At 50.2% G+C, this 13312-nt stretch carries 10 protein-coding genes; all 10 read left to right on the top strand.

The genetic code is table 11. The features are described 5' to 3' along the window. Nucleotides 1-36 precede the first annotated feature (36 nt). The 10 genes from DW757_RS10995 to glf all read left to right on the top strand — a co-directional run bounded on the left by DW757_RS10995 (nucleotide 37) and on the right by glf (nucleotide 13281). On the top strand, nucleotides 37-486 hold the full coding sequence (locus tag DW757_RS10995) for a MarR family transcriptional regulator (RefSeq protein WP_021965567.1): 450 nt from the start codon (nucleotides 37-39) through the stop codon (nucleotides 484-486). Continuing rightward, nucleotides 483-1850 (top strand): MATE family efflux transporter, encoded by a 1368-nt coding sequence (locus tag DW757_RS11000; RefSeq protein ID WP_008399249.1) that lies wholly within the window; start codon nucleotides 483-485, stop codon nucleotides 1848-1850. The genes DW757_RS10995 and DW757_RS11000 overlap by 4 nt, the downstream gene beginning before the upstream one ends. 63 nt (nucleotides 1851-1913) lie before the next feature. Then, nucleotides 1914-2618, top strand: a complete 705-nt coding sequence (locus tag DW757_RS11005; protein ID WP_118751747.1) for a GTP pyrophosphokinase family protein — start codon at nucleotides 1914-1916, stop codon at nucleotides 2616-2618. Between the two features lie 322 nt (nucleotides 2619-2940). Next, nucleotides 2941-5532, top strand: a complete 2592-nt coding sequence (gene clpB / locus DW757_RS11010) for an ATP-dependent chaperone ClpB (protein WP_118751726.1) — start codon at nucleotides 2941-2943, stop codon at nucleotides 5530-5532. Nucleotides 5533-5628: 96 nt separating this feature from the next. Continuing rightward, the gene (locus DW757_RS11015) at nucleotides 5629-5868 is read left to right on the top strand and encodes a hypothetical protein (RefSeq protein ID WP_087382661.1); all 240 of its coding nucleotides are present in this window, start codon (nucleotides 5629-5631) and stop codon (nucleotides 5866-5868) included. A 313-nt stretch (nucleotides 5869-6181) separates the two neighbouring features. Further along, on the top strand, nucleotides 6182-6994 hold the full coding sequence (locus DW757_RS11025; RefSeq protein WP_021965564.1) for an ABC transporter ATP-binding protein: 813 nt from the start codon (nucleotides 6182-6184) through the stop codon (nucleotides 6992-6994). Nucleotides 6995-6998: 4 nt separating this feature from the next. After that, a complete protein-coding gene (locus tag DW757_RS11030) occupies nucleotides 6999-8642 on the top strand; it encodes an ABC transporter permease subunit (RefSeq protein WP_021965563.1) in 1644 nt (547 codons plus the stop codon). 139 nt (nucleotides 8643-8781) lie between these two features. Then, complete coding sequence (locus DW757_RS11035) at nucleotides 8782-9771, top strand: extracellular solute-binding protein (protein WP_015573419.1); 990 nt, start codon at nucleotides 8782-8784, stop codon at nucleotides 9769-9771. A gap of 451 nt (nucleotides 9772-10222) precedes the next feature. After that, nucleotides 10223-11890, top strand: coding sequence for a 2-isopropylmalate synthase (gene leuA / locus DW757_RS11040; RefSeq protein WP_118751727.1), 1668 nt, complete (start codon nucleotides 10223-10225; stop codon nucleotides 11888-11890). Between the two features lie 281 nt (nucleotides 11891-12171). Next, entirely contained in the window at nucleotides 12172-13281 is a 1110-nt protein-coding gene (gene glf / locus DW757_RS11045) for a UDP-galactopyranose mutase (RefSeq protein ID WP_118751728.1), read from the top strand. Nucleotides 13282-13312: the final 31 nt, after the last annotated feature.

A 13312-nucleotide genomic window follows, 5' to 3' on the forward strand; every position in this document is an offset into this window, starting at 1 on the left:
TTATTTTTAATAACTATACAGACGGGAGGCGCAGAATTGAGTCACAGCACGGAATTTCTGATAAATATCAGGAGGATTATCAGGCTCCATGAGAGTATGCTTAAGGAGATTTGCGGAAAGTATCAGATGAATCTGATGGAGGCAACGGTAATCAGCTTTCTGAATAATAATCCGGGGAAGGATACGGCGGCTGATATTGTGGAGCTGAGGATGCTCCAGAAGAGCAATGTCTCTCAGGCAGTGGAATCCCTGGCCCAGAGAGGATTTATCTCCAGAACCCAGGACAGGAAGGACAGAAGACGAATCCACCTGTCTCTGACAGAAAAGGCAGGGGATATCGTCAGGGAGCTGGACGAGATCAGGGAAGCATTTCACAGAGAGATTTTCAGGGGACTGTCAGAGGAGGATATTGAAACCTTCCACAGAGTCAACGAGCAGATTGGCAGCAATATCAGCAAAGCGGAGAAGAGGAGGGAACAGCAATGAAGGACGACAGAGATTTTCTTGGGAAAGAGCCTATTGGCAGGCTTCTTTTAAAGCTGGCGCTGCCCACTGTGGCTGCACAGATTATTAATATGCTCTATAATATTGTAGACAGGATTTACATCGGCCATATTCCGGGAGAGGGGGCCATGGCGCTTACGGGTGTAGGCGTGTGCATGCCTCTGATTATGATCGTGTCGGCCTTTGCGGCCTTTGTAGGATTTGGAGGAGCTCCCAGGACTTCCATTTTTATGGGAAAGGGAGACAAGGTGTCAGCAGAGAAGACCCTTGGGAACTGCTTCTGCACACAGATTATTATTTCCGTAGTTCTGACGGCAGCGCTGCTTCTCTGGAACCGGGATTTCCTGCTGGCATTCGGAGCCAGTGAAAATACGGTGGAGTATGGCGTCAGCTACATGAACATCTATGCGCTTGGAACGATTTTCGTCCAGATGACCCTGGGAATGAACTCCTTTATCACGGCCCAGGGCTTTGCAAGGACGGGTATGCTCTCAGTGCTGATAGGCGCGGTTACCAATATTATCCTGGATCCGATCTTTATTTTTACGTTTGGAATGGGAGTGCGGGGTGCGGCTCTGGCGACGGTTCTCTCCCAGGCTCTGTCCTGCATATGGGTGCTGGCCTTCCTGATGGGAAAGAAGACCCATCTCAAAATCAGAAGGAAGTATATGCGCCTGGAGAAGAAAATCATCCTTCCCAGCCTGGCTCTGGGACTGTCCAGTTTCATTATGCAGTCCAGCGAGAGCATTATCTCCATCTGCTTTAACTCCTCCCTCTTAAAATACGGCGGAGATATTGCAGTTGGAGCTATGACCATTCTTACGAGCGTTATGCAGTTTGCCATGCTGCCGCTTCAGGGGCTGGGTCAGGGCGCACAGCCTATTATCAGCTATAACTACGGAGCCGGCAATGGAAAACGGGTGAAGGATGCCTTTAAGCTCCTTTTAAAGAGCAGTCTCGTCTATTCCACCGCGCTGTGGATTCTCGTAATGCTGTTTCCGAGGGCCTTTGCGGCTATGTTCACAACGGACGCAGAGCTTCTGGAATTTACAGGCACAGCGCTTCGGATTTATATGACCTGTCTGTTCCTGTTTGGAATTCAGGTAGCCTGCCAGATGACCTTCACCTCTCTGGGAAAGGCCAAGGATTCCATTATTGTGGCTGTCATGAGAAAGTTTATACTCCTGATTCCCCTGATCTACATTATGCCGATGATTTTCCAGGCAGATCAGAGCCGCGCCGTTTACATGGCCGAGCCGGTGGCAGATTTTCTGGCAGTAACCTTTACGGCTGTGCTGTTCAGCTTTGAGTTTAAGAAGGCTCTCAGGCAGATTGAGGGAGAATAAGCTCCGCCAGTTATGAATTCTTTAAGAAGAACTGACGCAACAAAAAGGATGGTACAGAAAAATATGGAAATATCATATGAGGCAAAGCTGGCAGACAGGGCAGAGGCCCTGAAGGATTTCTTCGGCGGAGACGACAAAGAGGCTACATCCGTGGAAAAGCTGGAACTGCTGGATCAGTTTGAAAGTCTTATGATTAAATACAGGGCGGCCGTCAGGGAGGTGACGACCAAGCTGGAGGTATTAAACGACGAACTGTCGTCTTTCGCGGAGAGAAATCCCATCGAGGGCATTCAGTCCCGGATAAAAAGGCCTTACAGCATTGCCAAAAAGCTAAAGGCCAGAGGACTGCCTGTAGCGGTGGAATCCATTCAGAAGAATCTGAACGACGTGGCAGGAATCAGGGTTATCTGTCCCTTTATCAGCGACATTTACGATGTGGCGGATATGCTGCTGAGCCAGGAGGACGTACTTCTTATCGAGAAAAAGGACTATATAGAGAAGCCGAAGGACAATGGCTACAGAAGCCTTCATCTGATTGTTGAAATACCCATTTTCCTCTCAAAGGGAAAAGAAAATATGAGGGTGGAAATCCAGATCCGGACGGTTGCCATGGATTTCTGGGCAAGTCTGGAGCATCAGATCCGCTACAAGAAGGGGCTTGAGGAAGGTCAGAAAATCTCTGAGGGACTGAAAGAGTGCGCGGATACCATAGCCCGCACGGATCTGAGAATGCAGGAGCTGAGGGAGATGATAAAAAGCTCCGTGTAAGGAATGAACAGTGAGCATAAAGCCAGCAGAATACAGGTGTGCGTCCCTTTTTCTTTGTCCTTCTGAAGACTTCGCTTAGAAGCTGCAGGTATCTTATCTATCTTGTCTATTTGTCATTTATTTTCATCAGGTCAAAAATTCTGCACACGCTTATTTTTTAAATTCCCAATGATTATTTGATTCCGGAACGTGAAAGATCAGTGGAGGGCAAAAAATAAAAAAATTAGCACTCGACCCTTGACAGTGCTAACAATACGTGTTATATTACGACTAGAACAAAAAGGCATCACTTAATCATTGTTCGGAAGGAGGACAACGATTTATGAACATTAATAAATTTACGCAGAAATCGCTGGAAGCGGTTCAGAGAACGGAGAAGCTGGCCTATGAGTACGGGAACCAGCAGATTGATCAGGAGCATCTTTTATACAGCCTGCTCACCATTGACGACAGTCTGATTTTAAAGCTGATCACCAAGATGGGGATCCAGGAGAACCAGTTTTTAAACGAGGTGCAGCTTGCCATCGAGAAGCTGCCGAAGGTGTCCGGCGGACAGGTGTATTTCAGCCAGGATGCCAACAAGGTGCTGGTAAATGCAGAGGATGAGGCCAAGGCCATGGGAGATGAGTACGTTTCTGTAGAGCACCTGTTTCTCTCCATGCTGAAGCAGCCAAACAGAGCTGTGAAGGAACTCTTCCGGCTTTACAATATTACCAGGGAGAGCTTCCTCCAGGCACTTTCCACTGTCAGGGGAAACCAGAGGGTGGTGAGCGACAACCCGGAGGCTACCTACGATACGCTGACAAAATACGGGTATGATCTGGTAGAGCGTGCAAGGGATCAGAAGTTAGACCCGGTTATCGGCCGGGACAGTGAGATCCGGAATGTGGTTCGCATCCTGTCGAGAAAGACGAAGAACAACCCGGTGCTGATCGGTGAGCCCGGCGTCGGAAAGACGGCCGTGGTGGAGGGACTGGCCCAGAGGATCGTCCGCGGCGACGTGCCGGAGGGACTGAAGGACAAGAAGCTGTTTGCCCTGGATATGGGCGCCCTTGTGGCCGGAGCCAAGTACAGAGGCGAGTTTGAGGAGAGGCTGAAGGCTGTCCTCGAGGAGGTCAAAAAGAGCGAGGGACAGATTATCCTCTTCATCGACGAGCTTCACACCATTGTGGGAGCCGGAAAGACAGAGGGCTCCATGGATGCGGGAAATATGTTAAAGCCTATGCTTGCAAGAGGAGAGCTCCACTGTATCGGAGCCACCACCCTTGACGAGTACAGGAAGTACATTGAGAAGGACCCGGCTCTTGAGAGACGGTTCCAGCCGGTCCATGTGGATGAGCCCACAGTGGAGGACACGATCTCCATTCTGAGAGGACTGAAGGATCGCTACGAGGTTTACCACGGAGTCAAGATTACGGACTCGGCTCTGGTATCTGCGGCTGTGCTGTCTGATCGCTATATCTCGGATCGGTTCCTGCCGGATAAGGCCATTGACCTGGTTGACGAGGCCTGCGCCATGATCAAGACAGAGCTTGACTCCCTGCCCACGGAGCTGGACGAAAAATCCAGGCGTATCATGCAGCTCGAGATCGAGGAGGCAGCTCTGAAAAAGGAGACAGACCGGCTGAGCCAGGATCGTCTGGAGGATCTGCAGAAGGAGCTGGCTGAGCTTCGGGATGAGTTTGCAGCCCAGAAGGCCCAGTGGGAGAATGAAAAGGCTTCCGTAGACCGGCTCTCCAAGCTGAGGGAGGAGATTGAACATCTGAACAGTGAAATCCAGACTGCCCAGCAGAAATATGATTTAAACAGAGCGGCAGAGCTTCAGTACGGAAAACTGCCGGAGCTTAAAAAGCAGCTTGCCGAGGAGGAGGAAAAGGTTAAAAATGCGGATCTGAGCCTTGTCCATGAGAGTGTGACAGAGGAGGAGATTGCGAGGATTATCTCCAAGTGGACAGGAATCCCTGTGGCAAAGCTGACAGAGAGCGAGAGGAGCAAGACCCTTCATATGGACGATATCCTCCACAAGAGGGTAATCGGCCAGGACGAGGCTGTCACCAAGGTGACAGAGGCCATCATCCGCTCCAAGGCAGGAATCAAGGATCCCACAAAGCCCATTGGCTCCTTCCTGTTCTTAGGCCCTACCGGAGTCGGAAAGACGGAGCTTGCAAAGGCCCTTGCAGAGAGCCTGTTCGACGATGAGAACAATATGGTGCGTATCGATATGAGTGAATACATGGAGAAGCACTCTGTATCAAGGCTCATCGGAGCACCGCCAGGATATGTGGGCTACGACGAGGGCGGACAGCTGACAGAGGCAGTCAGAAGAAAGCCCTACTCGGTAGTGCTGTTTGACGAGGTGGAGAAGGCCCATCCGGATGTATTCAATGTACTTTTACAGGTTCTGGATGACGGCAGGATCACGGATTCCACGGGAAAGACCGTCGACTTTAAGAACACGATCCTGATTATGACATCCAATATCGGCTCTCAGTACCTGCTGGAGGGAATTGACGAGAATGGAAATATCACAGAGGCCGCCGACAATATGGCCATGAATGACCTGCGGGCCCACTTCAGGCCGGAGTTCTTAAACAGGCTGGATGAGATTATCATGTTTAAGCCTCTGACAAAGGACAATATCGGAGGCATCATCGAGCTTCTGGTGGAGGATGTGAACAAGAGGCTTGCAGACCGGGAGCTTTCCATCTCCCTGACAGACAGTGCAAGGCAGTTTATCGTGGAGAACGGCTACGATCCGGTGTACGGCGCAAGGCCTCTTAAGAGGTATCTGCAGAAGCATGTGGAGACTCTTGCGGCAAGGCTGATCCTCGCTGACGGCGTGAGGGCCGGGGACGTGATTCAGATTGATCTGCAGGACGGGAAGCTTACGGCTTCGGCGCTCCATGTGGAGTAAAAGAGGGGTTTTGCCCTCAGGAAAATCAAAGACAGGAGAAAGCAGATGAAAAAAGTAATCTTATTCGGAACCTCCTCCTGAAGCGGCTGCCCGCCGGTGAAAGAGGTTCTTTCCGAAAACAATATCAAGTATCTCTATGTGGATGTCTGCGAGAGCGTGGGGAAGCTCAAGACCTTTTTAAAGGTGAGAGATACCTCAGAGGCCCATCGGGAGGCCAGAGAAACGTCACACAGAGCCGGAATCCCCTGCCTGATGATAGACGGTGAGGTCATTCTGGTGGACGATGCAGACCATATGAGAGAGATTATTGACCAATATAAACTTTCAGAAGAATAAATATGCCAGCCGGCATAAAAAATCAGATGCCGGATCTTAGAGCTGCCGGGAAAGCTCTCCTTAAGCTTTCCCGGCAGCTTTTTCTGTTTTTTTCCATGCTCTTAAAAACTTTACAGATTCTCCCTTTTCTTTGTTTTTATTTTACAAAACTTTTCATAACCTTGATAGAAGCTGCCCTGCCATGAAGCTATAATAAAAAAGCATCTGAAAAGTTCACAGGCTGTCCGGGCGGAAGGAGAAACCTGCGGCCGGGCAGGGAGAGAACAAAAGTAAAGCAGCGGCATTTGCTGTCAAGAGGAAAAGGGGAATCACAATGCTTATACTGAAAAACATAAAAAAATCTTATGACGGAGTCACGATTCTTCACGATATTAACCTAGAAATCGAGGATGGAGAGATCGTTTCTATTCTGGGGCCGTCCGGCTGCGGCAAGACAACACTTTTAAACCTGATTCTGGGGCTTACGGATCCGGATGAGGGACAGATTTTATTCAACGGACAGGAGATGGCAGGGGTGCCTATGGAAAAAAGAGGGTTCAACATTGTATTCCAGGATTACGCCCTGTTTCCAAACTTAAATGTATATAAAAATATTACATACGGCCTGAAAAACAGGCCCGGTATCTCCACCAGGCAGGAGGTGGAGGAGCTGATTGACCTCTTAGGCCTGAGAGAGCATCTCACAAAGAAGATTGAACAGCTTTCCGGCGGACAGAAGCAGAGGGCGGCTCTTGCCAGAACCATGGTTATGAAGCCGAAGATCCTGCTTCTCGATGAGCCTCTCAGCGCCCTGGACGGAGTGATCAAGGAGTCTATCAAAGAGAAAATCCGCCAGATCGCCAGAGATTACCATTTAACGACGATTATCGTCACCCATGACCCGGAGGAGGCCCTCACCCTTTCAGACAAGGTGCTGATTGTCAATCAGGGAGAGATTTCGCAGTATGGAACGCCGGAGGAGATTGTGTTCCATCCGGGCAACCGCTTCGTAGAGGAATTTATTTTAAATCAGCTGGAGATCAAGAGGAAAAATATCTTCCGCCTTTTTAACAAGACGGTTGATACACAGAACCGCGAGGCAGTAAGCCTTTCAGCGGATGTAAAGCTCAGGGAACAGGCGGTGTAGCATCATGACTGGAAGAAAAGAATACGAGATAAAAGGAATTTACGCGGCAGTAGTGGCAATTTTTGCAGTATTTCTCGCAGTTCCCGTCATCCGCCTTCTGATGGAATCCTTTATGGCGGAGGCCGGCCTGAGTGTCAGAAATTACGCGCAGGTGCTGACAGAGAGGGGCTTTGCCACGGCTCTGGCAAACAGCGTCAAGGTTTCTGTATCCAGCGCCCTGATCGCCACAGCCCTCGCCTTTTTCCTTGCATACACAATTCAGTATACAAGAGTGCCGGGAAAATTTAAGAGTCTGATTCGGCTGGTGGCTGTTCTGCCCATGCTGCTCCCGACGCTGACCTACGGCTTTGCCATCATCTATTCTTTCGGAAAGCAGGGACTTCTGACAAAGCTGTTCGGAAGACAGTTTTTTGAGATTTACGGCTTTGGAGGACTTCTGTTCGGATACGTGATTTATACGCTTCCGGTGTCCTTCCTGCTCATTCTCAATACCATGGGGTACATTGACAAAAAATTCTCTGTCGTGTCCAGGATCATGGGGGACAGCCCTTTTAAAAATTTCCTTCAGACCGTGGTGAGACCGCTTTTGGGAACCCTGGCAGCTTCCATGGTACAGTGCTTTTTCCTCTGCTTTACGGATTACGGAATTCCGGCATCTGTGGGCGGTGAGTACGATGTGGTGGCAACAGTTCTCTACAATGAAATGCTGGGAAGCGTGCCCAATTTTAACAGGGGCGCTGTGGTAGCCATGATGATGCTGATACCGTCTGTCATCAGCATTGCGCTGCTCCACTATCTGGAGCGCTACAACATCCGCTACACAAAGATTTCAGCAGTAGATTTGAGGAAAAACAGAGTCAGGGACGGAATTTTCATGGCGGGCTCTGCAATGATTCTGCTGATGCTGATCTCGGTGTTCGCCGTGATCTTTGTGGTTCCTCTGGTGAGAGAGTGGCCTTATCAGACAAGCTTTACCATGGAGCATGTCATAGATACACTGACTGACAGCAGTCTGTTCGGCGTCTATCAGAACTCTCTGTTTGTGGCAGTCTGCACAGCCGCTGCAGGACTGCTTATCACCTACGGGGCAGCCCTGGCCACAGCCAGAAGCGGGCTTAAGGGAAGGCTCAAGGCAGTGATTGACAGCATTGCTCTGGTGACAAACACGATTCCAGGAATGGTCATCGGTATTGCGTTCATGTTCATCTTCTCAGGAACGCCTCTCCAGAATACCTTCCTCTTAATCATCATCTGCAATGTGGTACATTTTTTCTCCACTCCCTACCTGATGATGAAAAATTCCCTCTCAAAGCTCAACAGCTCCTGGGAGGCCACAGCAGCCCTGATGGGGGACAGCTGGATCAAAACGATTGTAAGAATTATCACACCCAATATGGTTTCCACCCTTCTTGAGGTGTTCGGCTACTACTTTGTAAACGCCATGGTGACAGTCAGCGCCGTAATTTTCATTGCAGGAGCCCGCACTATGGTTATCACGACCAAGATGAAGGAACTTCAGTATTATACCAAGTTCAACGAGGTATTTGTGCTGTCACTGCTGATTCTGGCAACCAACCTGGCGGTAAAAGGGATTCTGGCAGTTCTGATGCGCAGCGGAAAAATTGGCAGACAGCAGGCCCGGGCCTGAAGCAGGACAAGAAAAAAGGGAATAATGAAAAATAACGAAACTATTATAATAACTTAAATAATTTTTAATTTAAAAATTTATAAATCAACAGCTCGATTGAAAGACAATCGAAATTTAATAACAAGAGGAGAAACGAAGCATGAAAAAGAAAACACTCGCACTGATGTTTGCAGCAGCAGCCCTCGCCTGTACAGCTCTTACAGGCTGTTCCGGTTCCGGCAAGGAAGAGGAGGTTGTCATCTACTCCAACGCTGACGATGAGGCCGTGGAGGCCATGAAAAAGACGCTGGACGCCAATGGATATGAGGGAAAATATCTGTTCCAGACCTTCGGAACCTCCGAGCTTGGCGGCAAGGTTATGGCAGAGGGGACAGATATTGAAGCGGATCTGCTCACACTCAGCACCTTCTATCTTGACAGCGCTCAGGAGCAGCAGAATATGTTCCAGAAGCTGAACTTTGACTATGAGCTGTTAAATGCAGATGAGAAGAGAGATTACTGTGCTCCGATCACCTCTCAGGAGGGAACGATTATTGTAAATACAGAGCTGATGGCAGAAAAGAATCTGGATATGCCGGAGAGCCTGAAGGATCTGACAAAGCCGGAGTACAAGGATCTGATTTCTGTGACAGACATCAAGAGCTCCTCCACTGCCTGGCTGCTGATCCAGGGCCTGGTGGATGCTTATGGCGAGGATGGCGCCAAGGAGGTTCTCACAGGAATTTATGAGAATGCAGGCCCGCACATCGAGACCTCCGGCTCTGCTCCCCTTAAAAAGGTCAGGGCAGGAGAGGTGGCAGTCGGCTTTGGACTTCGCCAGCAGGCTGTGGCAGATAAGGCAGAGGGCCTTCCCATCGACTATGTGGATCCCACAGAGGGCAATTTCTCTCTGACAGAGTCAGTGGCTGTGGTGGACAAGGGAGACAAGACAAATCCCTTAGCCCAGGAGATGGCAGAGTGCATTATCACAAAGGGACGCTCAGAGCTTCAGAAATACTATCCGAACGCCGTCTATGAAGGTGAGACAACCAGCTCTGAGAACAGCTCCAAATATCCAAAGACCTTCCCGGAGCCTCTGACGATCGAGCTTCTCGAGAAGCACCAGGAGCTTTCCGAGAGCTGCAAGTAGGGAAAACGGGTGAGCAATATCCGGACATGGACCAGGCAAAAAAATGAAGCACAAATGAAGCATTTAAGAGAGGAGAAGCCGCAGGGGCCTGTGAACCTGCGGCTTCTCTGCAGTTAAAACACCCACAGGCATACTTTCTGGGGTTTTCATAACTTCAGATTATGAAAGCTATGTGAAATTGGTATTCCAGAGATAGGGCTTAAGCCTTGCAGCCCGGTGGAGAAGCATGATATAATCTATACTTAACTGAACGAAAAATGAGATGTGTGCCCCGGCGCACACCGCGCCGCCAAAAGAGGCCGGACAGTGAAAGGAAATGATGTATATGGGGTTAGACCTGAGAGAGTAACGATTTTCATAGTCAAGAAATACGGCGTGATTTACCGACTCCAGGGCTTGAGTTAGGCAGAGGGACCGTCAGAAAAAAGCTTGAGAATTGGAGGAAAAGAAGATGCTGAACTATAAAAAATATAAGAGAGTTCCTGTTGTTGATTACCCGGAGCGCCAGTGGCCGAATAAGGAGATTGAGAAAGCGCCTGTCTGGTGCAGCGTGGATCTGAGGGACGGAAACCAGGCGCTGGTGGAGCCCATGGTGGTGGAGGAGAAGATAGAGATGTTTAACCTCCTCCTTCGTCTCGGATTTAAGGAGATTGAGATCGGCTTCCCGGCCGCATCCCAGATTGAGTATGACTTTTTAAGGCAGCTTGTGGAGAGAAAGCTGATCCCGGACGATGTGACCATTCAGGTGCTTACTCAGTGCAGAGAGCATCTGATCCGGAGAACCTTTGAGTCCATCCGTGGCGTAAAGAAGGCCATTGTCCACATTTATAATTCTACCTCCACTCTTCAGAGAGAGGTGGTATTCCACAAGGACAGGGAGGAGATTAAGGAGATCGCCGTCGAGGGGACAAAGCTGGTAAAGAAGTATATGGCTGATCACGACGGGGAGGTTATCCTGGAGTACTCGCCGGAGAGCTTTACGGGCACGGAGCTTGATTTTGCTCTGGACATCTGCACAGCTGTCCAGGAGGAGTGGAAGCCCACACCGGAGCACAAGATGATTATTAATCTTCCGGCTACTGTGGAGATGACCACACCGAACGTGTATGCGGATCAGATCGAGTGGATGAACAGGCATTTCAAGAACCGGGACACCATTATCCTGAGCGTTCACCCTCACAATGACAGGGGAACGGGAATTGCAGCCACAGAGCTTGCACTGCTTGCCGGCGCTGAGCGGGTGGAGGGAACCCTTCTTGGAAACGGCGAGCGCACCGGAAATGTGGATATTTTAAATATCGCCTACAATATGTTCTCCCAGGGAATCAATCCCGGGCTGGAGATTGAGAACATCAAGGAGATTGTGGAAGTCTGTGAGCGCTGTACGAAGATGCCCGTGGATCCCCGCCATCCATACGCGGGAAAGCTGGTATTCACCGCATTTTCCGGCTCTCACCAGGATGCGATCAGCAAGGGAATGCAGGCGCTCTCCAAGCGGACGGACGGTATCTGGGAGGTTCCCTACCTTCCCATCGATCCCAGCGACATCGGCCGTGAGTACGAGCCGGTTGTCCGCATCAACAGCCAGTCCGGCAAGGGCGGCGTAGCCTTTGTGATGGATACTTTCTATGGCTTCAAGCTGCCTAAGGGAATGCACAAGGAGTTCGCGGACATTATCCAGGAGATTGCGGAGAGGCAGGGAGAGGTCGCCCCGGAGGAAATCTTCGACGAGTTCAAGAAAAATTATATGGACCGCAAGGAGCCGATCCATTTCAGAAAATGCCAGATCACAGACAGGGAGCTGGACGAGGGCGAGTTTGCTACAGTGGCAAATGTGATCTATACCGATCACGGCCAGGAGAAGCAGTTTGAGGGAGTCGGAAACGGTCCTATCGACGCGATCCAGAGAGGACTGGAGGACGCGCTGGGCATCGAGATCCGCGTTCTCGACTACTCGGAGCACGCACTGCGCTCCGGTTCCGGCGCACAGGCAGCTTCCTACATCCACCTGCTGAATGTAAAGACAGGGGAGACCACCTACGGCGTCGGCATCAGCTCCAACATTACACGATCCTCCATCCGCGGCATTTTCAGCGCGGTGAACAGGCTGTTCTATTGATGAACAGGACTGCTTATAAAGATGATAGATGTTTAACAGGCAGAAAAAGACCAGGCCGCCCTTTTTGGGGCGGCCTGGTCTTTTTCTGCCTGGAACCTGTATTTTTGGAGATGAGAAACCAAAAGGCCGTGAAACAGGAATCACTGCCGCCTTTACTTTCCCCCTCAACTATAGTAAAATAAAGAAATCGTGTAATAGAATGGATGTTGGCTGGCCCTGCCAAAGCCCCGGAGGATGGGGGCAAAAGATACGGGCAGAACTGAGAAAAGGAGTCACAGACAATGACAGGGAAGAAATACGATTATCTGCTGGTAGGAAGCGGACTTTTCAGCGCAGTGTTCGCCTGTATGGCAAGACGGCACAACAAGAGCTGCCTGGTGCTTGAAAAGAGGAATCATATCGGCGGAAATATTTACTGTGAAGAGATGGAGGGAATCCGGGTTCACAAATACGGCGCCCATATTTTCCACACCTCAGACCGGGAGGTATGGGAGTTTGTCAACCAGTTTACAGAATTCAACCGCTATACCAACAGCCCGGTGGCAAACTACAAGGGTGAGATGTACAACATGCCCTTTAATATGAACACCTTCAGCAAAATGTGGAATATCTCCACTCCGGCCCAGGCCAGGGCAATCATAGAGGAACAGAGAGCTGTGATCGCGGGAGAGCCGAAAAACCTGGAGGAGCAGGCCATCAGCCTGGTGGGAACGGATATTTACGAGAAGCTGGTCAAGGGCTATACGGAAAAACAGTGGGGCCGGGACTGCAGAGAGCTTCCCGGCTTTATCATCCGCCGCCTGCCGGTGCGCTATACCTACGACAACAATTATTTCAACGATACCTTCCAGGGGATCCCGGTGGAGGGCTACAATGCCCTGATTGAAAAGCTGTTTGAGGGCTGCGAGATCCGCACAGGGGTGGACTACCTGCAGTGCAGAGACGAGTACAGGGGTGCGGCAGAACGTGTGGTATACACGGGGACCATTGACGGCTATTTCGGCTTCCGGTACGGAAACCTGGAATACAGAAGCCTGAAATTTGAGACAGAGACACTGGACACAGACAATTTTCAGGGCGTGGCGGTGGTGAACTACACAGATCGGGAAACTCCGTTTACCAGGATCATTGAACATAAGCACTTTGAATTCGGGACACAGGAAAAGACAGTGATTACCAGGGAATATCCGGCAGACTGGAAACCGGGAATGGAACCCTACTATCCGGTCAACGATGAGAAAAACCAGGCCCTCTATGAAAGGTACAGAACGCTTGCCGAAAAGGAGGAGAACGTGATCTTCGGCGGCCGTCTGGCAGAGTACAAATATTACGACATGGACAAGGTGATCCGCTCTGCCCTTGACCGGGCGAAGGAAGAATTCGGGGAATAGAAGAGAAAAGCGCCGCAGAAAGCGGCCGCCT

Origin of the sequence: Clostridium sp. AM29-11AC, assembly GCF_003480545.1 — a bacterium.
GTDB classification, from domain to species: Bacteria; Bacillota; Clostridia; order Lachnospirales; family Lachnospiraceae; genus Otoolea; species Otoolea saccharolyticum_A.